Origin of the sequence: Shimia marina, assembly GCF_001458175.1 — a bacterium.
Lineage (GTDB): Bacteria > Pseudomonadota > Alphaproteobacteria > Rhodobacterales > Rhodobacteraceae > Shimia > Shimia marina.
The window spans coordinates 16880-43335 of sequence record NZ_CYPW01000006.1; the positions used below are offsets into that span (position 1 = coordinate 16880).

Below are 26456 nucleotides of genomic sequence, written 5' to 3' on the forward strand. Positions count from 1 at the left end.
CGCTAAGCAATGGCTAAATTGCCTCACTTTCGCCTGCACAATCGGCAAGATCTTTCCCATCGGAAAACTTGATTGCGCTAACCTGCATTTGGTTGCGCTAACTGATGGAAACCCTCCTGTTCTTCTTAATAATCGGCATGTTAAGACCGCCCTGTCGCCTCTCGGAATCTGCCCATGCGCAAGAAAATTTCGTTCCGAGGACAATCAAAGACCGCCGCCACAGCACACGCGGCTACAGGAGTAAGATAATGACATTTGGACGGGTCAACCCGCAGTTCCGCCTCGAAGATCAAGGGATCGAAGGTCTGGGCAATGTCTATTACAACTTTATGGAGCCCGCCCTCATTGAGTCTGCGCTGAAGCGCAACGAAGGCACGCTGGGCAACGGTGGGACTTTCCTGGTCAGCACCGGTGAATTCACCGGCCGCTCTCCCAAAGACAAGTTCACAGTCCGCACGCCGATGACCGAAGGCACCATCTGGTGGGAAAACAACCACGAGATGGAAAGCGATGCTTTCGACCGCCTGCATGCCGACATGCTGGAGCATATGAAGGGCCGCGACTACTTCGTGCAGGATCTCACCGCAGGTGCGGATCCCGCTCATGCCATCAACGTGCGCGTTGTCAACGAACTGGCGTGGCACAACCTCTTTATCCGCCACCTGCTGCGCCGCCCTGACCGCGACGCGCTGGACAGCTTCGTATCAGACTTCACCATCATCAACTGCCCAAGCTTCAAGGCCGACCCGGCCAAGCACGGCTGCCGCTCCGAGACCGTGATCGCGGTCAACATCGAGAAAAAGATGATCCTGATCGGCAACACCGAATACGCTGGTGAAAACAAGAAATCCGTCTTTGGTCTGCTGAACTACCTGCTGCCGGAAAAAGGCATCATGCCGATGCACTGCTCCGCCAACCACGCCAAAGACAACCCTGTGGATGCGGCGATCTTCTTCGGCCTCTCCGGCACGGGCAAAACCACGCTCTCTGCAGATCCAAACCGCACGCTGATTGGCGATGACGAGCATGGCTGGTCTGACCGTGGCACTTTCAACTTTGAAGGCGGCTGCTACGCAAAAACCATCGGCCTGAACCCAGAGGCAGAGCCAGAGATCTATGCCACCACCAAGATGTTTGGCACCGTGATCGAGAACATGGTCTATGACGAAGAGACCAAAGAGCTCGATTTCGAGGATAAGAGCCTCACCGAAAACATGCGCTGCGCCTACCCGCTGGAGTCGATCCCGAACGCGTCCGACAACGGTCTTGGCGGTCACCCCAAAAACGTGATCATGCTGACCTGCGACGCCTTCGGCATCCTGCCTCCGATCGCACGTCTGACCCCGGCGCAGGCAGAATACCACTTCTTGTCCGGCTTCACTGCCAAAATGGCAGGCACCGAGCGTGGCCTGACCGAGCCAACCCCGGCGTTCTCTACCTGCTATGGTGCGCCGTTCATGCCTCGCCGTCCAGAAGTCTACGGCGCCCTGCTGCGCAAAAAGATCGCAGAATTCGGCACCACCTGCTGGCTGGTCAACACCGGCTGGACTGGCGGCGCCTACGGCACCGGCAACCGCATGCCGATCAAAGCCACCCGTGGCCTGCTGACCGCAGCCCTCGACGGCTCCCTGAACAACGTCGAATTCCGCAAGGATCCAAACTTCGGCTTCGAAGTGCCTGTATCTGTGCCGGGTGTAGATGACAGCCTGCTCGACCCACGCGGCACCTGGGCGGACAAAGACGCCTATGACGCCCAAGCCGCCAAGCTGGTGGGCATGTTTGCCGACAACTTCGAGCAATATCTGCCTTACATCGACGCAGACGTGAAAGCCGCCGCCATCGGCTAAGCCCTTCAACAGCTATACTTAAAAGCCCCGTGCCACCTGCGCGGGGCTTTTTTGCATACGGTGCTTGATTTGCTTGTTATGCTTCCCTTGAAAGGAAGCACAACATGATCGCTTATGTCACCGTCGGCGCAGACGACATCCTCGCCGCAGAGCGTTTCTACTCAGCCTTCCTGCCCGCTCTCGGCTACCGGCTTGAGCACTATCATGGCGATCTCAGCTACATCCCGCCCGGCACGCCGCCAACCTCCCCAGATTTCTATGTCAAAGCCCCCTTCAACGGTGCGCCCGCTTCCGCAGGCAACGGCAGCATGGTGGCCTTTCAGGCAGACAACCAACAGCAGGTGCGCGATCTGCACGCCGCCGCGCTCTTAGCAGGTGGCGCAGACGCGGGTGCCCCGGGCTTTCGCGAGGCCTACAGCGACAATTTCTTCGTCGCCTATCTGCGCGATCCCCAAGGCAACAAGCTCGCCCTCTTCACAACCACCTCGTAGGGTGCGCAGTCCCTGCGCACCATTGCGTCACCAGCAGATTTCAGGGCGGCCAAAGCCCCCCCAGACAGCTGCTCGCCTAAGCAGAGCGCCCCCCCTTGTGCCACGCCGCCCGCAATGAGGGCACGCCCTCGGTCAGCCGGAACCGGATCATATCCGCCTGCAAACCCACCTCGAGTCGCCCGCGATCCTGCAGGTTGGTGTAACGTGCCGGCGCTGCGGTCACCGTGTGCAGCCCCTTGGCCATATCCCCCCAGACATTGCCCAGCATCACTGCCCCCAAAAGCAGCGATGACGGCACATAATCGGAGGAAATGATGTCCAGCAGGCCTTGGTCCGCCAGATCCATCGCTGCCACGTTGCCGGAGTGGCTGCCGCCCCGCACAAGGTTCGGCCCGCCCATGATATTGGCGATGCCGTGCTTATGGTTGGCGCGCGCCGCCTCAACCGTGGTCGGAAACTCCGCCAGATGAATGCCATAGCCCGCCGAGGTCATCACCTGTGCCTGCGTGCTGTCATCATGACTCGCCAGAACCGCACCAAACCTCTTGGCAGCGGCCACCGTAGCCTCTTCATGGCGCTTGCCAAATTTGTCATGCAGCCCATAGAGAAACTGCACATAGGCCTCAAACGCCGCCGGATCCATCGCATATTTTCCGCGCAGATAGCCTTCGAATTTGGAGAGATCCGTGAACTGACGCTGCCCGGGCGTGTGATCCATCAGGCTCACAATGCCAATGCGATCTTCCGGCCCGAACTCGGCCAGCTCATCCACCAAGGTTTCAGAACAGGTCTCCGCCCGCAGATGGATATGGTGGCTGATCCGCAGCCCACCACTGTCGCGCATCGACAGGATCTCATCGGCCACGGCACGGGCATATTTGCCGTAATCACGCCGCCCATCCGTCAGGATCGACCCGACCCGCAGCGCATCAAACACCGTGGTGATCCCGACACTCGCCAGTTCCGCATCATGGGCCACAATCGCCGCCTGATGCGGCCAGTTGACCTTGGGCCGCGGGCTCATATGCCGCTCCAGATTGTCGGTATGCAGCTCAATCAGGCCCGGCGCAATAAAATCGCCAGCGCAATCTACCGAACCCTGAGGCACGGATCTTCCCTGATCCATCTCTGCAATCACCCCGTCCCGCACAACAACAGATCCGGTCACGGTCTCCGTCGGCAAAACAAGGGTGGCATTTGCAAGGATCATCTCTTGTGTCATGTGAGTGTCACGCATTTTTGGCATTCGCTGTCAAAAGGTTGAAAGAGGCAACATGCAGTTCAGAAGATACGGCATTTATTACACGCCAGAGCCCGGCGCTCTGGCCGATTTTGGCGCCCAATGGCTGGGCTGGGATCCTGTCGCGGCCAAACATTGCCCCCATCCGGAGATTGCAGATCTTCCGCGCCCTGTGGAAGAGATCACGACCACGCCGCGCAAATACGGGTTGCACGGCACCATCAAACCGCCGTTTTTTCTGGCAGATAACCAAAGCCCAGAAGCGCTGCAAAAGGCGCTGGCCGGGCTCTGCGTCACACTGCCCCCCGTCACACTTCCCGGCCTGACGCTGTCCCGCCTCGGCAGTTTTCTGGCGCTGAAAATCGACGGCGATCAAACACCACTGGCCGCACTGGCCGCGCGCGCTGTCACCGAGCTCGACATGTTCCGCCGCCCGCCCTCTGAAGCGGAGCTGGCGCGCCGCCGTCAGGCCAATCTGTCGCCTGCGCAGGAAGCGCTGCTGGCAGAGTGGGGATACCCCTATGTGATGGAGGAATTTCGCTTCCACATCACCCTCACAGGCCGCCTTGGCAAAGATGCCGAACAAACCCAAGCCGCGCTTCTGCCCCACATCACAGCGCTCTTGCCACAGCCCTTTGTGGTGAGCAGCCTGACCCTGGTGGGCGAAGACGACAGCCAGATGTTTCACGAAATCCACCGCTACGCCCTCACCGGCTGAAGCGCCTCAAGCGCGGCGGCCACCGTGGCCGCCAGCGCCCCATCATTGGCCACTTCCACCACATCTTCGCCCGCCGGGCGCGACACGCCAGCACGGGCCAGACGCGCAGCTATCTCCGCCTCGCTCTCCCGTCCTCGCGCCGCCAGCCGCTGCGCCAGCGTCTGCACATCTGCGGTCAGCGAAAGCACGGCAAAATCCTCAAACGCCGCCCGCGCCTGATCGAGCACACCACGGGACAGGTTCACCAGCACAATCCGCGCACCTGCTTGTTGCAATGCCTTGCGCGGCACGCCATAGCGCAGCCCATGGGCCGCCCACCACAGCGCAAAAGAGCCTTCGGCCACCAGCGCATCAAACTCTGCATCCGTGGCCCCGATGGAATTCTCCCCACCAGCGCCCGCCGCCCGCGTGATCACGCGTCGCGCCAAAACCACATCGGCGCGCGCCGCCGCCATGGCCTCCATCACCGTGTCCTTGCCCACGCCGGAAGGCCCCACGACCCCCACAACCCGCGCTGGCAGCGCAGCGTTGCCCATCACGCCGCCCCCTGCAGGCCGGGCGTGAAAACAGACACATCAATCTCCCGGTCACAGACCTGATCGCGTGCCGCCTCATCGTGGAAAATCCCGACAATCGCCGCCCCGCGCGCCTTAGCCTCTTCAATCAACCCCAGCACCGTGGCGCGGTTGGTCGCATCCAGCGAGGCTGTCGGCTCATCCAAAAGCATCGCCGGATAGCTATGGGCAAAGCCGCGCGCAATGTTCACCCGCTGCTGCTCCCCGCCAGAAAACGACGTCGGGCTCAGCTGCCACAACCGCTCTGGAATACGCAGCTGGGTCAGCAGATCCCGCGCACGCTCCCGCGCCGCCTCGGCCTCCACGCCCACCGCCAGCAGTGGCTCTGCCACCACATCCAGTGTCGGCACCCGTGGCACAACCCGCAGAAACTGGCTCACATAGCCCAGCACCTCACGCCGCAGTGCCAGGATTTCGCGCGGCTCGGCCTGCACCACATCCACGCCATCCACGACGATCGACCCACCTGCGGCCAGGTAATTGCCATAGATCATCCGCATCAGAGTGGATTTGCCAGCACCAGACGCCCCGGTCAGCGCCACACATTCCCCGCGCGCCACACTCAGGTTGGCCCCATCCATCACCGGGATCACCGCGCTGCCCTGATTGTGCAGGGTGAAGGTCTTGCTCAGATCTCTAATCTCAATCATCTGATTTCTCATTCCCAAATATCCTCGGGGGTTTGGGGGCAGACAGCCCCCAACCTGTCAAACTTGCAGAACGGAACTGACCAGCAGCTGCGTATAGGCATGCTGCGGATCATCCAGCACCTGATCGGTCAGGCCGGTCTCCACCACATGGCCGTCTTTCATCACCATCAACCGATCCGCGAGCAGGCGCACCACCGCCAGATCATGGGTCACGATGATGGCGCTCAGCCCCATTTCACGCACCAACCCCCGCAACAGATCCAGAAGACGCGCCTGCACGGACACATCAAGGCCCCCTGTGGGCTCATCCATGAACACCAGCCGCGGCCCCGTCACCAGATTGCGCGCAATCTGCAGGCGCTGCTGCATCCCGCCGGAAAACTGCGTCGGGCGGTCATCCACGCGGCTCTCGCTGATCTCCACCCGGCCCAGCCAGTCAACCGCCTCTGCGCGGATGTTGCCATAATGGCGCGCGCCCACGGCCATCAGCCGCTCGCCCACGTTGCCCCCAGCGCTCACATTCATGCGCAGCCCATCGCGGGCATGCTGATGCACAAAGGCCCAGTCGGTGCGGCTCAACATGCGGCGCTCCGGCTCACTCATGGTGACCGTGTCCCGCATCGCGCCGTCGCGCATTTCAAACAGCACCTCGCCGGTTTCTGGGGTCAGATGACCGGCGAGGCAGTTGAGCAGAGTCGACTTGCCTGACCCACTCTCCCCAACAATCCCCATGACCTCTCCGGGGTAGAGATCAAAATTGACGTCTTGGCAGCCAATTCGCTGGCCATAGTATTTGCTGATATTCTCAACTTTCAGAAGCGGCGTCATGCGGCTGTCTCCTCAAGTGCTGCGGCCTGCGCCCCCACATGTCCGGCCGCACGGCGGCTGGCGCAATAATCGGTGTCAGAGCAAACAAACATCCTGCTGCCTGCATCATCCATGATCACCTCATCCAGATAGCTGTCCTCTGCGCCACACATGTCACAAGGGTGCTCGGCTTTGCTGGCCTCAAACGGGAAATCCTCAAAATCAAGGCTCACCACCTGACAGTAAGGCGGCAGCGCATAGATCCGTTGCTCACGGCCCGCACCAAACAGCTGGATCGCCGCCATTTCCATCTTCGGATTGTCAAACTTCGGGATCGGGCTCGGATCCATCACATAACGGCCCTCCACCTTCACCGGATAGGCATAAGAAGTGGCAATCGCGCCGTGTTTGGCAATGTCCTCATAGAGTTTCACATGCATGAGGCCATATTCCTCAAGGCTGTGCATCTTGCGGGTTTCCACCTCAGACGGCTCCAGAAAGCGCAGCGGCTCTGGGATCGGCACCTGATAGACCAAAATCTGATCCTCACGCAGCGCTTCTTCGGGAATACGGTGGCGGGTCTGAATGACACTGGCCTGTGCGGTTTCCTCAGTGGTGGCCACACCGGCGGTCTTCTCAAAGAACTTGCGGATCGACACCGCATTGGTGGTGTCATCCGCGCCCTGGTCGATCACCTTCAGCGTGTCTTCAGGCGTCAGCGTGGCGGCAGAGACCTGCACGCCCCCCGTGCCCCAGCCATAAGGCATCGGCATCTCGCGGCTGGCAAAAGGCACCTGATAGCCGGGAATGGCCAGCCCCTTCAGGATAGCACGGCGGATCATCCGCTTGGTCTGCTCATCCAGATAGGCAAAGTTATAGTCGCTCATGATATGCCCTCACGTGCATATAGGATTGCTGCGGCTTCGTCGTTCCACATCAAGCCTCCATCAGTTTTGTCGAGCACACCAAGTGCCCAAATTTCTTCAAACGCCAACGTCAGTTCACTTGGGATTCGCATCGGCTCCCAAAGCTGGTCACTCAAGCCCAACACATCGTTGAACCCCATAAGAGCACCGGCCAATATTGCGTTACCTGCAGGCGTAATCTTAGAAGCAGAAAACGTTGCTTCTGGAGCCAAGATCCAAAGCGGCGACAGTCCGGAAAGGGGTTCACACAATTCAAATTGAGCCAGAGCGTTAAGCGCTCCCTCCGCCGCACTCATATGCTTGTGATGAACTATGGGTTCTTTCAAAAACTTGGCTCGCTCCCCATGAGCGGGGTCGTTTAACTCGAACCACTGATCGCCAGGAAACGATCTCAGCAACACCTCTCTCACAGCCAAAGCAAGGGCGCTCATTCCGCCGCCTCCTGCACAGATGTCTCACCCGCAGCAAGGTTCTCTGCCGCCTCACGGCGCAGCTTGCGGATCAGCTCCAGCTCAGACTGGAAATCCACATAGTGCGGCAGTTTGATGTGCTCCAAGAACCCCGTCGCCTGAATATTGTCGGAGTGATAAAGCACAAACTCCTCATCCTGCGCTGGCGCGCCAAGGTTATCTTCACCCAGCTCTTTCCAGCGCAGCGCACGGTCTACGAGCGCCATGGAAATAGACTTGCGCTCAGACTGGCCAAACACCAGCCCATAGCCGCGCGTGAACTGCGGCGGCTCGGTTTTGGAGCCCTGAAATTGGTTCACCGTTTCACATTCGGTCAGCTCGATCTCGCCAATCTCGATGGCAAAGCCCAGCTCCGGGATTTCCATCTCCACCGCCACTTTGCCGATGCGCAGTTCCCCCACAAAGGCGTGGTTGCGCGCATAACCCCGCTGCGTGGAGTAGGCCATCGACAGCACAAACCCCTCATCCCCCCGCGTCAGCGCCTGCAGGCGCAGCGGACGGTTTGCGGGCAGCTCCAGCGGTTCACGCGTCAAATCACCGGGTGTTTCCTCAGAGGCCACTTCCGTCTGGATCAGCCCCTCTTTGTTAAGAAACTCGGTGATATGCGGCGTCGGCTCCGTGCGCGCTTCGCCACGCTCAACCACAGGCGTCTCGCCCTCTGCCGCCAGCGCAAAATCGAGCAGGCGGTGGGTGTAGTCAAACGTCGGCCCTAGAATCTGCCCGCCGGGCGCGTCCTTGAAGGTGGCCGATACCCGACGGTCACAGGCCATGTCTTCTGTCTTCACCGGTAAGGATACGCCAAAGCGCGGCAAAGTGGTGCGATAGGCCCGAATGAGGAAAATCGCCTCAATCATGTCGCCGCGCGCCTGCTTGATAGCCAGCGCGGCAAGATCAGGGTCATAAAGCGAGCCTTCCGCCATCACCCGGTTCACCGCCAATGCCAGCTGCTCACGGATCTGCGCCACGGACAGCTCCGCCACATTCAAATCACCCCGGCGCTCTTCGGCCAGCCAGGCATGCGCATTATCAATCGCGCGCTCGCCGCCTTTCACTGCAACATACATCAGGCCGCCTCCACTTTCGTTGTTCTTGGCAGCGCGGAGACCTGATCCCCGCAGGTGAAGAAGAAGTCTAGCCCCAGCGGGAACAGCAGCGCGTTCATCTGAAAGGCCTCTGTTTCCGGCAGCGCCATCTCAGCCGTCTCTTTGATGCCCGGGCCACGCAGGGTTGCTCCGGCGGAAGCAAGCACCTCACGCTCCACAATCAATGTAGCGGAGCGGTCCGGATATTCCGGCGTGCCAATGGCAAAGCGGCTCAAAGGCGCCAGATCTTCCCAACGCCCAATCGCAAACATGGCCTGCTCCGCCGCAACAATTGGCGCCCCCACATGGAAAGCCACCCAATCGCGCATGGCCGTGCAGTCCCAGTCGCCCGCCAGATGCAGCGGGGTATCCGGATCACATAACGTCAAGATCACCGTGCCCGCTGCGACGGAGACCGGTGCCGGTGGTTGCGCGCCCTGCAGGGTTTCCAACTTACCGGGACGCGCCATCACAGTCATGAGCCCCCGAAACGCCCGTGCGGCATCCACAGGGGCATTGGCGAAACCGCCTTTCAATACATCAGCGTCCATCAGTCTTCTCCCCGCACCATGGTGAAGAAATCCACCTTCGTCGCCGCAGCCTTCTGTGCGCGGGTGGTTTTGGCCGCCATCATTTCCGCTGCAAGCGGTGTCAGGATCGCCGTCTCCACAGCCTCTGCCGCTGGCCCCTGCATCAAAGCATCCACAAGCGCGGCCACTTCAGCCTGCTGCTTGTCACGACCCTGCACATAGCCGTGGCCCACTTCGCCGCTCTCCAACTGCAAGGCACAACGGGTCAGCGTCATTTCCCCAAGATTGAAAGGGGCCCCAGTGCCCCCAAGGCGTCCACGCACCATGGTTGCGCCAATTTCTGGCGTGCGCAGCCAGTGAAAGGCGGGATCCGCGCCATACGCCTGCCAAAGCGCCTTAAGCCGCTCTGCCGGCGCCTTGGCCAACAGCGACATCCATGTGCGCCTGTTATTCTCTGCGGTCATCTAGACACCTTGTCGATTTGTCTATTAATCTATACAACTAGACAAATGTTAGCTTTGCGACGCGAGTCGCGCAATCCATCACCGCATGAAGTTTTCATGACACAGGCCCATCCATGACCCGCAAACGCACACCGATCTGGCACTCCATCGCTAACACCCTGACCGAAGACATTGCCGAAGGCCGCTATGGCCCGGGGGACAAACTGCCAACAGAGGCAGAGCTCTCCGCACGCTTTGGCGTCAATCGCCACACAGTGCGACATGCCCTGAAGTCTCTCGCCGAGAACCGCCTCGTACATGCACGCCGCGGTGCCGGTGTTTATGTCGCGCAGGTGCCCACCGACTACGCCATTGGCAAACGTGTCCGCTTTCATCGCAATATCACACAGGCGGGCCGCCTGCCCGGCAAAGCCGTCCTGCATTTGGAAACCCGCAGCGCTGATGAGAAGGAATGCCGCGCCCTCGACCTGCCTCCCGGTTCACAGGTGCATGTCTACGACGGGCTCTCGCTGGTGGATGACAACCCGATTGCTCTGTTTCGCAGCGCCTTCCCGTCCAAGCGCTTTCCCAGTCTGCTTCAAGACCTCGATCGACTGCGCTCTGTCACCGAAGCCCTCAAGGAACACGGCGTTGCAGACTACACCCGCGCCTCCACCCGCATGAGCGCAAAACGGGCCAGCGCAACACAGGCGCTGCATTTAAAAATTGCCGAAGGTGATCCGATCCTGCGCACCGTTGCCGTGAATGTGGACACAACACAGACACCGGTGGAATTTGGCACCACGTGGTTTGCCGGAGATCGCGTCACCCTGACCATGGCCGAATAATCCAACCTCCGGTTTTCCAGAGCACGGACCGTCACGCAGACGACATAAAACCCCCATAGAAGAGGCTCAAAATCAGATTGAGCATCCCTATGTCCAGCTTCGAACCCTCCCTGCGCCTGACCGGTGCAAAAGTCTTGTGCAACGGCGCTCTACAAGAGCGCCCACTGGCCTTTCACGCCGGAAAAATCACAGATGCGGCCCTGCCGGAGGTGGATCTCTCTGAATATCTGTTGCTGCCGGGCATCATCGATCTGCATGGTGACGCGTTTGAAAGACATATTGCGCCACGCCCCTCCGCCCCGTTCCCCATGGAAATGGGGTTGCGTGCCACAGATCGCGACGCTGCCGCCAATGGTGTCACAACCGCCTGGCTGGCCCAAAGCTGGAGCTGGGAAGGCGGCCATCGCGGGCCAGAGGCCGCCGAAAGCCTGATGGCGGCGCTGGATCGCTACCGCGCGCACGCCCATACAGACCTGCGCATTCAAATTCGCTGTGAAACCCACACAACAGAAACCCATGACCGGCTTCTCACCGCAATCAAAGCGCATGAGATCGACTATGTGGTGTTTAACAACCACCTCGAAGAAGCCCTGATGCTGGCGCGTGAAAAGCCTGAAGAAATCGCGCTCTGGGCCAAAAAGGCCGGGCGCACAGCAGAAGAACATATGGCGCTGGTTCGGGCGGCCTTTGATGAAAGCCCACGGGTGCCGCGCTATCTCTGCTCTCTGGCAGAACAGTTTGACCGGATCGGTGTGCGCTATGGCAGCCATGATGACCCGGATGGCGACACGCGCGAGCGCTATTCGGTGCTGGGGGCGCGGATTTGCGAATTCCCCACAACCCGCGGTCCGGCCGCCGTTGCCAAGGCCGTGGGCGATCACGTGATCATGGGCGCCCCCAACATCGTGCGCGGCGGCAGTCAGGCTGGCAATATCCAGGCCGCACGCCTGGTAGCCGACGGCCTCTGTGATGCTCTTGTGTCAGACTACCACTACCCAGCGCTGTCCAAAGCCGCATTTCGTCTGGTGGAAGACGGGCTCTGTGATCTGCCGCAAGCATGGGCGATGATCTCATCCAATCCTGCGACCATCATGGATTTGGAGGACCGGGGGTCGCTGGACCTTGGCAAACGCGCAGATATTGCCATCGTGCACCCTGTCACCCACGCCATCGAAGGCACCATCGTGGCCGGCCACATCACGCATCTGACAGGCACGGCGGCACGACGGTTTTTCTCAGCCCTGCAAGGCGCGCAACTCGCTGCGGAGTGATCCGCCGCGAGCTGTACGCCCTCACGATCCACATGGTCTTCAACAGGCCTCGACTGTCAAAGCGGATCACCCGTTGTATTTTTCCAGAAAAGCTTCGGCAGACAGCGCACGAAAATCCATCAGCGCTGCGTGCAAATCCTCATGGGGCCAGTCCCACCAAGCCAGCGCCAGCAGCCGATCCGCCACGGCCGGGCTAAATCGCGCGCGCAACGGTGTCGCAGGCATGCCCGCCACAATCATGTAAGGCGGCACATCTTTGGTCACCACAGCCCCGCTCGCCACGATGCTGCCATGGCCCAAAGTGACCTCGGGCTTGATCATCGCCCCATGCCCAATCCAGGTGTCATGGCCAATTGAGGCCACGCGCTGACTACGCTGCTCAAAGAAGGCGTGATCCGGTTCTGTCCCCTCAAAATAATCATCAGATCGGTATAGAAAATGGTGCAGCGAAGCCGTCTCCATCGGATGATCCGTGGCGCCAATCCGTGTGAAGGCCGCGATATTGGCAAATTTACCAATCTGCGCATTGGCCACTTCGGCCATGCGATCACAATAGGAATAGTCGTCAAAATGCGCTGAAATAATCCGGCTGCCCTGCCCGATCTCCACATACCGCCCAAACGTCGCCTCATGCAGAATACAATCTGCGTGGATGGTGGGGTGCTCTGCCGAAAGTCTGGGCATGGGCGGCTCCTGTTGCCTTTAAACTTTTTGCCTCCGGCGGGAATATTTAAGGTCAGAAGAAGCACGCCGCCGCCCGCTTCTTCTGACTGGAAATACTCTCGCCGAAGGCATCTTTAAAAACGGGGCGGATCAATGTCCGCTCTCGTCTCCTGTGATCAGCTTGCGGCGCAGCCAGCCAGAGAACCAGTCCATCACCATAACCATCAGGATGATCAGCACGATGTAATAGGTCACCTCTTCCCAGTCCTTCTGGGTGATCATCGCCTGTGTCAGCATCAGGCCAATGCCGCCGCCGGTGATCGCGCCAATGATGGTCGCGCTGCGGGTGTTGGATTCCAGGAAATACAGCACCTGGCTCATCAGAACCGGCGTCACCTGAGGGATCACCCCAAAGCGATAGCGCTGGATCGGCTTTGCCCCGGTGGACTGCACCCCTTCGATCTGTTTCTGATCCACATTCTCCAGAGCTTCAGAGAACATTTTGCCAAAGGAGCCCGTATCTGTGATCAGGATGGCCAGAGCGCCTGTCAGAGGGCCGGGGCCAAAAGCACGGGCCAGAACAATGGTCCAGATCAGAGCATCCACACCACGGAAAAAGTCAAAAAAGCGGCGGGTGATTTGGCGCACAACCACCAGCGGAGTGAAGTTTTTGGCCGCCAAAAAGGCCAGCGGTAATGCGACCATGGCCGCGCCCATCGTGCCAAGGAAGGCCATCAGAATGGTCTCAAAAATCGCCCAAGCCACATCCTGATGGCGCCACATCTTATTGGTCCAGAAATCCTGCCAGATCGCAGAGGCCTCACCGCCCAGCGCGCGCGCCATCACCTCTCCCACAGGCAGACCGTGATAGGGGCTATCGAGCGTGAAGAAGAAGAGCTCCCAGCCAGTAAAATACCGGAACACCTCGGTGCGGTTGCGAGTGATGGTCAGCCGCCCGGCTTCGGTGGTGATGGTCATGCGGTTCTTGGAGGCATTGATCCATTCCGGCATTTCGCCTTCCGGCAAAACTGCCTGTACCCCTTTGGCGCGGCTTGGCTGCGCCGTGATCACGCCATACTCCGGCACATCATAGCTGACGAAATTATCCGCCCCAAATGTCACCACATGGCCATCACCCAGATCAATCACCGTATCGGTGTCCCCAAGCGTGACCCACTCAGGAGAGGTGCCCTTCGGATAGGTGCCCTTGCGCTCCCCCTCGATCGCCACGGAGACATCGCCTGACCGGTTGTCGCGTGTCACATGGGTTTTGTAGCTGTAGCTGTCTGCCACCAGCGCGCGAGCATTGTCAGCCTCAAAGCGCTGCGCCAACCCCAAAATATCGAACGCAAAGAAGATATAGGTCAGATAGGCCACCACCAACACAGGCAGCCCAAAACTCATCAGCTTTTTCTTGGCGAAGTGGCGATCCGCCTGGATCTTCAGAAAGTCGGTTTCATTGGCTGTGATACTCATGCCGAGGCCTTCTCAAGTTTGCGCTCAGTTTTGCCGTGTGTCAGGCGCTCACGCACCAGAGAGGAAAGCTGATCCACCACCACAATGGTGGCAAACAGCAGAATGAAGATCGCCGCGGCCTCATCATATTGGCCTTTGCCCCAGCTCATCGCATTGCGCAGCTCATAGCCGATGCCGCCCGCCCCTACGAAGCCGAGGATGGCAGAGGCGCGGATGTTCACCTCAAAGCGCAACAGGGCGTAGCTGAAGTAGTTTGGCGCCACCTGTGGAATCACCCCCAGCCACATGCGCTGGGTCCAGCTTGCACCGACAGATTGCAGCCCCTCCACAGGCTTGAGTGAGGCGTTTTCATTGACCTCGGAGAACAGCTTGCCCATCGCACCTGCGGTGTGGAAGGCAATCGCCACCATGGCCGGCACCGGCCCGCCGCCCATCACAAAGATCAGAACCAGCGCGATCACGATTTCCGGCATGGCGCGCATGATGTCCATGATCCGGCGAAACAGCGGAATGAGGCGCGGCCATTTGGCCATGCCACGTGTGGACAGCAGCGACAACACCATTCCCAGCATCGTGCCAATCAGCGTGGAGGCCGCCGCGATATTGATCGTTTCAATCAACGAAGGCAGGAATTTCCAGAGATGCGCGGGCAGCTCTCCCACTTTCTCAAAAGCCTCCCCAAGAACTTCCTTGGGGAAATCAAACAACCTGTGCAGACCCTCCCAGAATCCGCCGGCATTGCGGTCATCCGCAACCATAAACCCCGTCACCATCAAAGTGACAAAGACAATCAGGATGATGCCATCCATCATGCGTTTGCGTCGCACCTGCGCCATGTAGTCTGCACGAATGCCGCCCGCATCGCGGGACATGCCGGTCATATCTGTCATGAGAGCCCCTCAGTCAGGAAACAGGCCCTGCGGATACGCAGGGCCTGCTCAAAATGGTGAAGTCGCTTTAGTTGGACTTCAGTTTACGTGCTTCGATGATCACTTCGTAAGCATCATGACCAATCGGCTGAACACCTTTGGCCTCACCGGACAGCACGCCATAGGCGCAGTCTGGGTCGATGGATGGCAGGGAGGCCATCAGCGCGGTGAACTTCACTTTTACGTCTTCAGGAAGCGCTTTACGCAGAACGATTGGACCTTCTGGGATCGGCTTGGACTGCCAGATTTTGACCAGTTCGTTCATGTCCACGAGACCCGCGTCAACCGCACGACGCAGCGCGCCGGAGTTGTAGCCGTCTTCCCACTCGCCCAGACCGTCGGCCCAAGTCACACCGCCGTCAAAGTCGCCGTTGTTCACGCCAACGATGGTCTGCTCGTGGCCACCGGAGAATTTCACTTCGCCGAAGTAGTCCCCAGAGGTCATGGTGGAGCCGGTCACTTCTGGGATTTCGATGGATGGGATCAGGAAGCCGGAGGTGGAGTTCGGGTCGCCAAAGCCAAAGGTCTTGCCCTTCATGTCTTCCAGAGAGGTGATGCCGCTGTCTTTGCGAGCAAAACCGATGGAGTAGTAGCCATAGCCGCCATCCACGTTCACTTTCACCAGGATCGGCTCAACCGCTTCCGGGTCAGACAGATAGGTCTTTGCGTAGCCGGATGCGCCCAGCCATGCCATGTCGATGGTGCCGCCCAGCAGGCCCTGGATCACACCGTTGTAATCCGCAGGAGCGAACAGTTTGGTGGGCACGCCCAGCACTTCTTCGGTTTTCGCGCGCAGGCACTCGTTGTTGTTCAGACGGTCCTGAGCGTTTTCGCCCCCCAGCAGACCAATGCGGAATTCGCTGATTTCTTCCGCGAAAACAGGCGTTGTCAGAGCGGTGGTCGCCAGAATGGCAGCAAGCAGTTTTTTCATCGTTTTCTCTCCAGTTGGTAAAAACCCCACGCATCCGTCGCGTGGGGTGTGATGAAAGTCAGGCAAGTTCGGGGGAAGCGGCGGCGGCAGGCTTGAAGCCTTCCGGACGGTCCAGCGTCTCGATCTCGGTCGAGGTGGCCGCTTCGCTAAAGGAGGCATCGGCACCATAGATGTCGCGCGCCACACCGGTGGTCAGCTGCGCGGGCGTGCCGTCAAACACGATGCGCCCATCGCGCATGCCGATCACACGGTCGCAATAGCGCCGTGCGGTGTCCAAAGTGTGCAGGTTGGCAATGACCATACGGCCATCTTCTTCGTGGATCTGACGCAGGGATTGCATCACCACCTGTGCGTTCATCGGATCCAGCGAGGCAATCGGCTCATCGGCCAGAATGATCTTGGGGTCTTGCATCAGCGCACGGGCAATCGCCACACGCTGCTGTTGCCCACCGGAAAGCGCTTCGGCGCGTTTGGCGGCATGTTCGGCAATGCCCAGACGGTCCAGAATGTCGATCGCGCGATGGATGTCCGCATTGGGATAAAGATTGAACATCGTTGCCAGCGCGTTGCGACGGTTCAGCGTGCCATGCAGCACATTGGACACCACATCCAGACGCGGCACGAGGTTGAACTGCTGAAAGATCATCGCGCATTCGCTTTGCCAGCGGCGCTTGGCAGCGCCCTGTAGCGCGGTCACATCACTGCCCTCAAAAGCAATGCGGCCACTGGTGGCATCGGACAGACGATTGAGCATCCGCAACAATGTGGATTTCCCTGCGCCAGAGCGCCCGATGATCCCAATCATGGCCGGCTTGTCCACGGTGATGTTTGCTGCATCCACCGCCACATTCGGGCCAAAGGCCTTGGTCAGATTCTCGATATTCAGCACGGTTTGTCCCCACGTCTAATGCGGGGCGAGAGCTACAAGCCGAATTCAAACCTTAAATGTCGATTCAATGAAGGTTGTGTAACGAAGCAAGACTTACTCAATACCTTTGCCAAAAACCTGTCACGACTCGGTCTGAGCTACATAGCTACATAGGCCGCCAAATTGACCTGCCCCCCAGACGAACCGGTCCAAACCACCCAGACAAGCCTAGCAGTGGCCGCCTCACGACAACCGCATCTGTCAGAAATGCTGACAAACCAACGCAATTTAAAAAACCCGGCATGCCATGTCGATTTCTCTCTTGACCCTGCCGCGCGAACACCCTAAATCGCACCCCACTTACGGCGGTATAGCTCAGTTGGTTAGAGCAGCGGAATCATAATCCGCGTGTCCGGGGTTCAAGTCCCTGTACCGCCACCAAGAATTCTAGAAGCCCGGATGGATCACCATCCGGGCTTCGTTTTTTCGGCCACGACACACCCTCTTGTGACATGGTCCGCTTTCCCGCTAAGTCATAAGCATCACAAAAGGCAGACCGCAGATGAGCAGCACAATCTACATCCTCAACGGCCCCAACCTGAACCTTCTGGGCAAACGCGAGCCGGAGATTTACGGCCACGACACGCTGGCCGATGTCGAAACCTCCTGCGCCGCAGTCGGCGCGCCCCTTGGCCTGTCGGTCAAGCTGCTGCAATCCAATCACGAAGGCGAACTGGTCGACTGGATACATGAGGCGCGCACGCAAGGCGCCGGGATCATCATCAATCCGGCCGCCTACAGCCACACCTCCGTGGCCATTCTTGATGCGCTCAACACCTTTGAAGGCCCGGTGCTGGAGGTGCATATCTCCAACATCCACAAACGTGAGGCCTTCCGGCATCATTCCTATGTGTCTGCCCGCGCCGAAGGCGTGATTGCGGGTTTCGGCGTGGAAGGCTACGCGCTGGCCATGCGCCGTATGGGCACGCTACTGGGCTGATCCTGCTAGGTCACGTGCTGCAGGCACGGGACGTGCCCGCCTCTCCCCACGGGAGGGCGTACTGCACTGTCACATATGGATGAACCCGAGCGCGTGATCCGATCCACCCCGCGCCCTGCGAAGTCTGGGCGCGCCCACCCAGGGTCGGGCGCGTCCCTCAGTTAGCTCACTTCTTGCGCATCGCATCCAACAGCGCCGCGCCCAGCGCACCATTGCCGCCGTCCTGTTGCTTGGGCTTGGCACTGTAATTGCCACCACCGCGCGGTCCCTTGCCGCGGGGCCCGCCACCGCCGCCAGCAGGCCCACCGCGGCCCTTACCGCCAAACCCGGCCCGCGCATTGCGGTCTTCCTTCGCTGAGGCCCCGCCATCCTTGCGCATGGACAGGCCAATGCGTTTGCGCGGCACATCCACCTCGGTCACCGTCACCTTCACCACATCCCCGGCTTTCACCACCTCATGTGGGTCTTTCACAAAACGATCAGCCAGCTGGCTCACATGCACCAGACCATCCTGATGCACGCCCACATCCACAAAGGCCCCAAAGGCCGCCACATTGGTCACCGTGCCTTCCAGCACCATGCCGGGCTTGAGGTCTGAAATCTCTTCCACCCCATCCGCAAAAGTCGCGGTCTTGAACGTCGGGCGCGGATCCCGCCCCGGCTTCTCCAACTCGCTCAGAATATCGCGCACCGTTGGCAGACCAAACTTCTCGGAGACAAACTCCTCCGCCCGCAGCCGCTTCAGCGCCGCGCCATCCCCCATCAGGCTGCGCACATCCCGGCCACAAGCCGAAACAATCTTGCGCGCCACATCATAGGCTTCCGGGTGTACCGCACTGACATCAAGCGGCTCATCCCCTTCGCTGATCCGCAAAAACCCGGCACATTGTTCAAAGGCCACCGGCCCAAGCCGCGCCACTTTCAACAGCTCCTTGCGCGAACCAAAGGCGCCATTTGCATCCCGATGCGCCACAATTGCCTCTGCCAGACCGGGCCCAAGACCGGACACATGTGCCAGCAAGGGGGCCGACGCCATATTGAGATCCACGCCAACCGCGTTCACCGCATCTTCCACCACCGCTTCCAGCGATTTGCTCAGGCGATGCTGATCCACATCATGCTGATACTGACCAACCCCGATGGATTTCGGCTCAATCTTCACCAACTCCGCCAATGGATCCTGCAAGCGCCGCGCAATCGACACCGCCCCACGCAAAGACACATCCAACTCCGGGAACTCCCGTGCCGCCAGCTCACTTGCGGAATAGACCGAGGCCCCTGCTTCACTTACCACCACTTTGGTGGGCTGTTTCACCCCTTTGGGCAACAGTTTCAGCACCTCGCCCACAAGCTTTTCACTCTCCCGGCTTGCGGTGCCGTTGCCAATCGCGATCAACTCCACGCCATGTTTGGCAATCAAGGCCATCAGGGTTGCCTCAGCCCCCCGTACATCGTTCTTAGGCTGAAACGGATAAATCGTGGCCGTATCCAAAAGCTTGCCGGTGGCATCCACAACCGCCACTTTACATCCCGTGCGAATGCCCGGATCCAGCCCCAAGGTGGCCTTTGCCCCCGCCGGTGCCGCCAGCAGCAGATCTTTCAGGTTACGCGCGAACACGGCAATGGCCTCTTCCTGCGCCCGCGCGCGCAGCTCGCCCATCAAATCCACCGTCATGCTCAGGCTCAACTTCACCCGCCATGTCCAGCCCGCGATCTTGCGCAGCCATTTATCGCCGGGTGCATCGCTGCGTGTGTCCAGATAGCTGGCCACCATTTCTTCGGCGCGCTCTTTGCCCCCCTCCGCATCCGGGCCAATGTCCAGCGTGATCACGCCTTCCTTGGAGGCCCGCATCATCGCCAACGCCCGGTGGCTTGGCACTTTGGACCATGGCTCAGAATGCTCAAAGTAATCCGAAAACTTCGCGCCCGCCTGTTCTTGGCCAGAAATCACCTTCGCCGCCACAATCGCCTCTTTCTGCAAGAAGCTGCGCAGCTCGCCCAAAAGCGTGGCGTTCTCTGTCAGCCCTTCGGCGACGATATCGCGCGCGCCATCCAGTGCCGCTTTCACATCCGCCACGTTGTCAGAGATATAGCCCGCCGCCAGCACCTCCGGATCGGCAGTCCGATCCGCTAAAATGGCCTCTGCCAATGGGGCCAGCCCGTTCTCGCGTGCAATCATCGCCTTGGTGCGGCGCTTGGGTTTGTATGGCAGGTAAATATCTTCCAGCGCCGCTTTGGTCTCAGCACCTACAATGGCCTTAGCCAAGGCATCGGTCATCTTACCCTGTTCGGTGATAGAGGCCGCCACGGTTTCTCGCCGCGCTTCCAGCTCCCGCAGATAGGCCAGCCGATCCGCTAATGTCCGAAGCTGACTGTCGTCCAAGCCCCCGGTCACCTCTTTGCGGTAGCGCGCCACAAAAGGCACCGTCGCGCCTTCATCCAAAAGCTTCACAGCCGCGCCAACCTGATCTTGTTTGGCAGCGATCTCGCCTGCAATGGTGCGGAAAATGCGGGTGCTTGTGTCCACGGGGGGGTCTCCTCAAAGCCTTGGGAGACCCTTCTTAGCATTGCCCGCGTCAGGGCCAAGTGCGGATTGCCCTGCTGAGAAGAAATGCGCCGAAAACACCGCCGCAAAACCGCGCCCCACCCATCATCGGCTGGGGCTCTTAGGGTTCAGCGGCTCAGTCGTCCAGACCAAGCTTGACAAGAAGCCCGGCCATCACCTTGCGTTCCTCGTCATCCATGGCCGTCTTGCGGCTTCTGAACAATGTGGCCTGCGATTTCAGAACCAAGGCATCATCCAGAATTTTCAGATGGTTGGCCCGCAGCGTATCCCCCGTTGAGGTGATATCGGCCACGCCCTCCGCCGTCATATTCTTGATCGTGCCTTCGGTGGCGCCTTGGCTGTCCACAAGCTGATAATCCGCCACACCATTGTCGCGCAGAAATTCTCGGATCAGCCGGTGATATTTGGTGGCAATCCGCATGCGGAAGCCATGTGTGGCCCGAAAGGCCGCCGCCGCCGCATCCAGATCTTCCAGCGTATTCACATCCACCCAGCAGCCCGGCACGGCAATGATCAGATCCGCATGGCCAAAGCCAAGCTCCGCCATCTCCTGCACCTGCTGCTCCCATTGGCCCAGCTTTTCGCGCACCAGATCGGTGCCAGTCACGCCAAGGTGGATCCGTCCAGCCGCCAGCTCGCGAGGGATTTCTCCAGCAGAGAGCAGCACAAGTTCAACGCCCTCAACGCCCTCAACGGCACCGGCATATTCCCGGTCCGACCCCGTCCGGCTCAATTGCACGCCGCGCGCACCGAACCAGTCAAAGGTTTTCTCCATCAGACGCCCTTTGGAGGGCACACCCAATTTGATGGTCATGCCGCCTCCTCCAGATCCACCAGAATGCCGGGGCGGATCACGCCGCCCACCGCTGGAATTTCACGTCCCTGTCCCAACACTTGGGTAAGCGCATCATAGCGTCCGCCCGTGGCCACTGGCGGCAGATCGGCCCGACCGGGCACATAGAAGCCAAAGACAAACCCGTCGTAATATTCCATCGAGGTGCGGCCATAGCTGGCTTCAAACTCAAGGTTCTCCACATCCACGCCCCGCGCCGCAAGCGCATCAATCCGGTCGCGCAACCGAAACGCCGCTTCTGTGATCGCCGGCAGATCCACCGCCAGGTCCCGCACCTGCTCCAACGCATTGGGCAGGGTTTCACGAATGTTCAGAAGCGCCTCAATCAGTTCCACCTGCAAAGGTGAAATCGGTGCAGCCTCTGAATCTTCGCTCAGAGCTGCAACCCGCGCAGCCACCTCAGCTTGCGAGCGCAGACCAATATCAGGAAAACCATGCGTCATCGGATCTTCTTGCGCCAGCAAAGCCGCGCGACGCGCAGGCATCTCGCTGCGCCCTGCAAAACGATCCAGCAGCGCTTTGAATTTACGAGGTCGCCAAATGTGACGCGCCAGTGCCGCTTTGCGCGCCTCGGTGGTATCCAGCCCCGCCACGGCGGCTGCCAGAATACCCATATCCCCGGTGGCCGCACGCAACTCGACACCCTTGAGGGCACGTTCAATCACCGCAAACACCTCGGCATCACTCGCCGCAGGGTTCTCGCGATCAAACACCTCATAGCCGACCTGCATATATTCATTGGCCCGCGCGGCATCATCTTCTTGGCGCCGGAACACCTCACCGGCGTAGGTATAGCGTGCAGGCTCAGCCCCATGGGCCATATGCATTTGCACCACGGGCACCGTAAAATCGGGGCGCAGCATCTGCTCCCCCCGCAACGCATCGGAGGTCACATAGGCGCGCCCGCGAATGTCTTCGCCATAAAGGTCGAGCAAGGCTTCGGCTGGCAAAAGCACAGGTGTTTCCACCGGCACCGCCCCCGCCGCTTCAAAGCCAGCAGCCAAAGCCGCCGCCCGCGCACGGATCTTGGATTTCTGCGTCATCAGCCTGCCTGTTCTTCGCTTTGAGATGCCAGAATCTCGCGCACTTTCGCCACCAGATCCCCACGGGGCACCTCAAACTGGCTTGGGCGTTCCTTCCACTCTTCCAATGTGGCGCTCTCGGCAATTTTTGCGCCCAAAATCAGGTCTTTGAGCTGCACCACACCGTTGGCTTTCTCATCCCCGCCTTCGATCACGGCCACAGGGCTATTGCGCTTGTCTGCGTATTTCAGCTGGTTGCCGAAGTTCTTCGGATTGCCAAGATAGACCTCGGCGCGAATGCCCGCATTGCGCAGCTCAGCCACCATGGCCTGATAATCCGCCATCCGGTCGCGATCCATCACGGTCACCACCACCGGCCCCGTGGCCACGCCACCCATCCGGCCCTTTTCGCGCAGCGCCGCCAGCAGGCGATCCACCCCGATGGAAACCCCAACCGCAGGCACTTCCTGACCCGTGAACCGCTTCACCAGACCATCGTAACGACCACCGCCGGACACAGAGCCAAATTGCCGTTTACGGCCCTTTTCATCGAGAATTTCAAAAGTCAGCTCGGCCTCAAACACCGGCCCGGTGTAGTAACCCAGACCGCGCACAATGGAGGGGTCGATCTCAATCCGGTCACGGCCATAGCCACCAGCGGCCAGCAGCTCGCCAATCTGTTCCAGCTCGGCAATGCCCTCAGCCCCCACTTTAGACGCGCCAACCGCGCCGCGCAGATTGTCAAAGGTCTTTGCCACATCGTCCGCTTTGGAGGTCAGGAAGGCAATCACCGGCTCGATCTGACCCTCAGACAGACCCACACCGTCGATATAAGCACCAGAGGCATCCAACCGACCTTTGCCAAGCAACTCGCGCACGCCGCTCTCGCCCACCTTGTCGAATTTGTCGATGGTGCGCAGCACGTTATCTTTTGCCGTCTGATCTTCACCAAGCCCCATCACTTCCAACACGCCGTTCATGACCTTGCGGTTGTTCACCCGCACAAGGAAATCCCCGCGCGGAATGCCAACGGTCTCCAGCGTGTCAGACAGCATCGCGCAAATTTCCGCATCTGCCGCCATGCTCGCCGTGCCGACAGTATCCGCATCACATTGATAAAACTGGCGATAGCGCCCGGGGCCGGGCTTTTCATTGCGCCACACTGGGCCCATCGCATAACGGCGATAAGGGTTCGGCAGATCATTGCGGTGCTGCGCATAGACCCGCGCCAAAGGCGCGGTCAGATCATAGCGCAGCGCCATCCAGTCGCCCTGATCTTTCTCATCAAATTCCTGCCAGGCAAAGACACCTTCATTGGGGCGATCCACATCCGGCAGAAACTTGCCCAGCGCCTCAACGGTCTCCACCGCGCTGCTTTCCAGCGCCTCAAATCCGTAGCGATGATAAACCCCGGCGATCTGATGCAGCATCTCGGTGCGCTCGGTCACCTCCACACCAAAATAGTCGCGGAAGCCCTTTGGCGTGACTGCCTTGGGGCGGGGGGCTTTCTTCTGCTTGGCCATCGCTATGGTCCCTGTGAAATAATTACGCCTGTGCCTTTACCGAAAGGGGTGCAAAGGAGCAAGGAAAGGCTTTGTAACAACCAGACGCCGTAGGGTGCGCAGTCCCTGCGCACCACTGCAAACGCCAGCAAACAAAAACCCCCGACCAAAGACCGGGGGCAATAGGCTTCTTTCAGAGAGCCGCTTACTGAAGCGCTTCGGGTTCCGCTGCCTCCGCGCCGCCTTCCGCAGCCCCCTCTACCGCAGGCTGGCTGGCTTTGGGCGCAACCAAACCATTGGTCACACCAGAAAGGCCGTCTTCCAAACTGATGCCAAGCTCCTTGCCCAGCGCCTGCATGGCCGGCATCTGCAGCGCCATACCCAACACAGAGTCGAGCGCCTGATTGACGGGCGTGCCCGCCTCACCGGTGCCTCCGCTCTGCGCGCCATTCATGCCTGTGACCTGATGAATCTTAATGCTGTCGATCTTCTCGGCAGGTTTCACCATCTGCTCCACAATCTGTGGCATCGCTTCCAGCATCGCCAGACGCAGCTTCATCTCAATGATGTCGCGGCTCAGTTCGTTTTCTGAGTTGGCAATCGCGGTCTGACCTTCCGCTGTTGCCAGCAGATCCGCCTTCTTCGCCGCCGCCCGAATGGTCAGCGCATCCGCATCCGCCTGCGCCTCTTCCATACGTGCTGCGGCCCGGTCGCTTGCCGCGTCTTTCTCAGCTTCTGCCGCCAGACGGATCGCGGTGGCCTGGCGCTCCGCCTCTTTCTTGGCTTCGATGATGGCAATCTGCTTCTGACGCTCTGCCTCGGCAACCGCACGGGCCGTTTCAATGGCCTCGCTGGCTTTCTTGGCTTCTGCCCGCGCCGCATCCGCCGATGCACGCGCCTGGCTTTCTTCCTCAGATTTGCGCGCCACGATGATCTGACGTTCCTGATCGGCCACTTCAAGCTCACGCTCTTTGGCGATCTCGCTTTCGCGGATGGTCCGCTCCCGCTCAATCTCCGCTGAGCGCACCGCGCGCTCACGCTCAATCCGCGCTTCTTCTTTGGAGCGATCCGACTCTTCCTGTTTGCGCGCAATCTCTGCTTCCTGCGCCGCCTGCATCATCTGAATTTCACGCTCCTGATTGATCGAGGCTTCTTTCTGCTCCCGCTCAATCTCATATTTGCGCTTCTCCGCCTCCATCTCAGAGCGCGCCACTGACACATCCGCCTCCGCCACGATCTCCGCACGGGTCTTGCGCGAGGTGGCAATCACCGCCGCCAGCTTCTGCATCCCCACCGCGTTAAAGGCATTGTTCTCATCCAGACTTTCAAACGGCGTCTGATCTAGCGCGGTCAAAGACACAGCTTCCAGCTCGAGACCGTTTTTGAGCAGATCCTCAGAAATGGCGTTTTGCACTTCCTGCACAAAACTGGCGCGGTTTTCATGCAGCTCATCCATGGTCATCTGCGCGGCAACCGCCCGCAGACCATCCACCAGTTTCCCTTCGATCATCTCGCGCAGCTGGTCCACATTGAACGTGCGATCCCCAAGCGTCTGCGCTGCGCGCGAGATCCCATCTTCGGTGGCATTCACCGACACATAGAATTCGACGCCAACATCCACACGCATGCGGTCTTTGGTGATCAGGGACTGATCATTCACACGGCTCACTTCCAGCCGCAAGGTCTTCATATTGACCTCGGAAATCTCATGCAGGAATGGCACAACCACCGTGCCCCCATCCATCACAACCTTGCGCCCACCGGATCCGGTTTTCACAAGCGAGGTCTCACGGGTGGCTCGTTTATAAAGCCGCGCCATGATCAGGCCAATAAACAGCAGCAGACAGACAATGATCACAGCAATGGTCAAAATGAGCATAATCGCTGAAAGCATATTTCAACTCCTTAAAGTGTTGTTTTTTGATTGGCACGGCGCTCAGATCACAAAGAACTTGTCGCCGCGCTTACGAATGATGGTGACGTCACTGCCTTGGGCAAAGCTTGCGTCCTCCTCCAGAGGCTCCACGCGCAGGTAATGCGTGTTGCCGTGGCGATCTTTGATCTTGGCCTCCGCCGGGCGCCCCCGCGCCGCCACTCCTTGGGTGATCACACCGCTATAGCCGCCCAGATGGCGCGCCCGCAGCGCCGTGGTTTCCGTCTTGGGCATCAACAAAGCCACCCAGTTGGACAACACGCGCGTGCCCGCCAGCGCAGGGAACATGGCCAGGGCTGAAGCGGCAAGTGGGGATATCCCCTTGCCAAACAGCGCTGCAAGTGTGCCCTGCAAGATCAATCCGCTCAGGCCAAACAGGGTCAGCAGAGAGACAAACCAGATCAGAAATGGCACGCCACGCATGCCCAACCACCCAAGCACAGCAGAAGGCCCAACCTCTACGGCATCCCCCGCTTCAAGATCGGCCGCCATATCCACATCCGGCGCATCCAGATCAATATCGACCCCGGTGGTCAGATCAAAATCTGCATCCACATCGAAGTCCATATCCGCCCCCTCTGCGCCCGCCCCCATAAAGGACAAACCGATCAAAGAGCCGATCAACTCCAAAGCAAACAGAGCTGCAACAACCGTCAACGCCACCGAAAAAGGCAAAGATCCGGGATCCAAAAACACGCTAAACATGTTTACATCTCACTAAAATTCCCTCATTTCGATATTTTTGTTAATCTATATATGTGCATAGGTCACAATATTTTCAATGTTAAGATATGATATTTGTGTAAAAACCATAT

General features: G+C 59.5%; 26 protein-coding genes and 1 tRNA gene. 7 read left to right on the forward strand and 20 right to left on the reverse strand.

Going from position 1 to position 26456, the window contains the following annotated elements:
• Nucleotides 1-248: 248 nt before the first annotated feature.
• Complete coding sequence (locus SHM7688_RS01975) at nt 249-1847, forward strand: phosphoenolpyruvate carboxykinase (RefSeq protein WP_058238350.1); 1599 nt, start codon at nt 249-251, stop codon at nt 1845-1847.
• Between the two features lie 104 nt (nt 1848-1951).
• On the forward strand, nt 1952-2338 hold the full coding sequence (locus tag SHM7688_RS01980; protein WP_058238351.1) for a VOC family protein: 387 nt from the start codon (nt 1952-1954) through the stop codon (nt 2336-2338).
• Nucleotides 2339-2414: 76 nt separating this feature from the next.
• On the opposite strand, the gene SHM7688_RS01985 is transcribed toward SHM7688_RS01980, so the two are convergent.
• Nucleotides 2415-3560: an alpha-D-ribose 1-methylphosphonate 5-triphosphate diphosphatase gene (locus SHM7688_RS01985; protein ID WP_058238947.1), complete on the reverse strand. Its 1146-nt coding sequence runs from the start codon at nt 3558-3560 to the stop codon at nt 2415-2417.
• Between the two features lie 52 nt (nt 3561-3612).
• Here SHM7688_RS01985 and SHM7688_RS01990 point away from each other — a divergent pair, with 52 nt between their 5' ends.
• Nucleotides 3613-4296, forward strand: coding sequence for a DUF1045 domain-containing protein (locus SHM7688_RS01990; protein WP_058238352.1), 684 nt, complete (start codon nt 3613-3615; stop codon nt 4294-4296).
• Here SHM7688_RS01990 and phnN read toward each other — a convergent pair.
• The 8 genes from phnN to phnG are packed head-to-tail and all read right to left on the reverse strand — an operon-like array spanning nt 4278 to nt 9800.
• On the reverse strand, nt 4278-4832 hold the full coding sequence (gene phnN / locus SHM7688_RS01995; RefSeq protein WP_058238353.1) for a phosphonate metabolism protein/1,5-bisphosphokinase (PRPP-forming) PhnN: 555 nt from the start codon (nt 4830-4832) through the stop codon (nt 4278-4280). The two genes, SHM7688_RS01990 and phnN, sit on opposite strands and share 19 nt — an antisense overlap.
• Nucleotides 4832-5521: a phosphonate C-P lyase system protein PhnL gene (gene phnL / locus SHM7688_RS02000; RefSeq protein WP_058238354.1), complete on the reverse strand. Its 690-nt coding sequence runs from the start codon at nt 5519-5521 to the stop codon at nt 4832-4834. The genes phnN and phnL overlap by 1 nt, the downstream gene beginning before the upstream one ends.
• A 57-nt stretch (nt 5522-5578) precedes the next feature.
• Nucleotides 5579-6349, reverse strand: coding sequence for a phosphonate C-P lyase system protein PhnK (gene phnK, locus SHM7688_RS02005; protein WP_058238355.1), 771 nt, complete (start codon nt 6347-6349; stop codon nt 5579-5581).
• Nucleotides 6346-7215 carry an alpha-D-ribose 1-methylphosphonate 5-phosphate C-P-lyase PhnJ gene (locus tag SHM7688_RS02010; RefSeq protein ID WP_058238356.1) on the reverse strand — a complete coding sequence of 290 codons (870 nt, stop codon included), beginning with the start codon at nt 7213-7215 and terminating at the stop codon, nt 6346-6348. Before SHM7688_RS02010 ends, phnK begins: the two co-directional genes overlap by 4 nt.
• Nucleotides 7212-7685: a hypothetical protein gene (locus SHM7688_RS02015; protein WP_058238357.1), complete on the reverse strand. Its 474-nt coding sequence runs from the start codon at nt 7683-7685 to the stop codon at nt 7212-7214. The genes SHM7688_RS02010 and SHM7688_RS02015 overlap by 4 nt, the downstream gene beginning before the upstream one ends.
• On the reverse strand, nt 7682-8788 hold the full coding sequence (locus tag SHM7688_RS02020) for a carbon-phosphorus lyase complex subunit (protein WP_058238358.1): 1107 nt from the start codon (nt 8786-8788) through the stop codon (nt 7682-7684). The genes SHM7688_RS02015 and SHM7688_RS02020 overlap by 4 nt, the downstream gene beginning before the upstream one ends.
• A complete protein-coding gene (gene phnH / locus SHM7688_RS02025) occupies nt 8788-9357 on the reverse strand; it encodes a phosphonate C-P lyase system protein PhnH (protein WP_058238359.1) in 570 nt (189 codons plus the stop codon). The genes SHM7688_RS02020 and phnH overlap by 1 nt, the downstream gene beginning before the upstream one ends.
• A complete protein-coding gene (gene phnG, locus SHM7688_RS02030; RefSeq protein WP_058238360.1) occupies nt 9357-9800 on the reverse strand; it encodes a phosphonate C-P lyase system protein PhnG in 444 nt (147 codons plus the stop codon). Before phnG ends, phnH begins: the two co-directional genes overlap by 1 nt.
• A gap of 113 nt (nt 9801-9913) precedes the next feature.
• Between phnG and phnF the strand changes: the two genes are divergently transcribed.
• Nucleotides 9914-10627, forward strand: coding sequence for a phosphonate metabolism transcriptional regulator PhnF (phnF, locus tag SHM7688_RS02035; RefSeq protein ID WP_058238361.1), 714 nt, complete (start codon nt 9914-9916; stop codon nt 10625-10627).
• An 89-nt stretch (nt 10628-10716) separates the two neighbouring features.
• A complete protein-coding gene (locus SHM7688_RS02040; protein WP_058238362.1) occupies nt 10717-11898 on the forward strand; it encodes an alpha-D-ribose 1-methylphosphonate 5-triphosphate diphosphatase in 1182 nt (393 codons plus the stop codon).
• 66 nt (nt 11899-11964) lie between these two features.
• Here the strand turns inward: SHM7688_RS02040 and SHM7688_RS02045 are convergent, their stop codons facing one another.
• From SHM7688_RS02045 to phnC, 5 genes are all read right to left on the reverse strand, one after another.
• A complete protein-coding gene (locus SHM7688_RS02045; RefSeq protein WP_058238363.1) occupies nt 11965-12582 on the reverse strand; it encodes an LbetaH domain-containing protein in 618 nt (205 codons plus the stop codon).
• Between the two features lie 129 nt (nt 12583-12711).
• Nucleotides 12712-14037 (reverse strand): phosphonate ABC transporter, permease protein PhnE, encoded by a 1326-nt coding sequence (gene phnE, locus SHM7688_RS02050; protein WP_058238364.1) that lies wholly within the window; start codon nt 14035-14037, stop codon nt 12712-12714.
• Nucleotides 14034-14927, reverse strand: a complete 894-nt coding sequence (phnE, locus tag SHM7688_RS02055) for a phosphonate ABC transporter, permease protein PhnE (RefSeq protein WP_058238365.1) — start codon at nt 14925-14927, stop codon at nt 14034-14036. The genes phnE (SHM7688_RS02050) and phnE (SHM7688_RS02055) overlap by 4 nt, the downstream gene beginning before the upstream one ends.
• A 67-nt stretch (nt 14928-14994) precedes the next feature.
• Nucleotides 14995-15897, reverse strand: coding sequence for a phosphonate ABC transporter substrate-binding protein (gene phnD / locus SHM7688_RS02060; RefSeq protein ID WP_058238366.1), 903 nt, complete (start codon nt 15895-15897; stop codon nt 14995-14997).
• Nucleotides 15898-15955: 58 nt separating this feature from the next.
• A complete protein-coding gene (gene phnC, locus SHM7688_RS02065; protein ID WP_058238367.1) occupies nt 15956-16786 on the reverse strand; it encodes a phosphonate ABC transporter ATP-binding protein in 831 nt (276 codons plus the stop codon).
• A 343-nt stretch (nt 16787-17129) separates the two neighbouring features.
• Here phnC and SHM7688_RS02070 point away from each other — a divergent pair.
• Both SHM7688_RS02070 and aroQ read left to right on the forward strand, forming a co-directional pair.
• A tRNA-Met gene (locus SHM7688_RS02070) sits at nt 17130-17206 on the forward strand.
• 121 nt (nt 17207-17327) lie between these two features.
• Complete coding sequence (aroQ, locus tag SHM7688_RS02075; RefSeq protein ID WP_058238368.1) at nt 17328-17765, forward strand: type II 3-dehydroquinate dehydratase; 438 nt, start codon at nt 17328-17330, stop codon at nt 17763-17765.
• A 166-nt stretch (nt 17766-17931) separates the two neighbouring features.
• Here aroQ and SHM7688_RS02080 read toward each other — a convergent pair whose 3' ends face one another.
• From SHM7688_RS02080 to SHM7688_RS02105, 6 genes are all read right to left on the reverse strand, one after another.
• Nucleotides 17932-20292 carry a Tex family protein gene (locus tag SHM7688_RS02080; RefSeq protein WP_058238369.1) on the reverse strand — a complete coding sequence of 787 codons (2361 nt, stop codon included), beginning with the start codon at nt 20290-20292 and terminating at the stop codon, nt 17932-17934.
• 154 nt (nt 20293-20446) lie between these two features.
• A complete protein-coding gene (hisG, locus tag SHM7688_RS02085; protein WP_058238370.1) occupies nt 20447-21145 on the reverse strand; it encodes an ATP phosphoribosyltransferase in 699 nt (232 codons plus the stop codon).
• Nucleotides 21142-22227 (reverse strand): ATP phosphoribosyltransferase regulatory subunit, encoded by a 1086-nt coding sequence (locus tag SHM7688_RS02090; RefSeq protein ID WP_058238371.1) that lies wholly within the window; start codon nt 22225-22227, stop codon nt 21142-21144. The genes hisG and SHM7688_RS02090 overlap by 4 nt, the downstream gene beginning before the upstream one ends.
• Nucleotides 22227-23729, reverse strand: a complete 1503-nt coding sequence (hisS, locus tag SHM7688_RS02095) for a histidine--tRNA ligase (RefSeq protein WP_058238372.1) — start codon at nt 23727-23729, stop codon at nt 22227-22229. The genes SHM7688_RS02090 and hisS overlap by 1 nt, the downstream gene beginning before the upstream one ends.
• Nucleotides 23730-23913: 184 nt before the next feature.
• Nucleotides 23914-25602, reverse strand: coding sequence for a flotillin family protein (locus SHM7688_RS02100; RefSeq protein ID WP_058238373.1), 1689 nt, complete (start codon nt 25600-25602; stop codon nt 23914-23916).
• A 42-nt stretch (nt 25603-25644) separates the two neighbouring features.
• A complete protein-coding gene (locus SHM7688_RS02105; RefSeq protein ID WP_058238374.1) occupies nt 25645-26346 on the reverse strand; it encodes a YqiJ family protein in 702 nt (233 codons plus the stop codon).
• Nucleotides 26347-26456 lie beyond the last annotated feature (110 nt).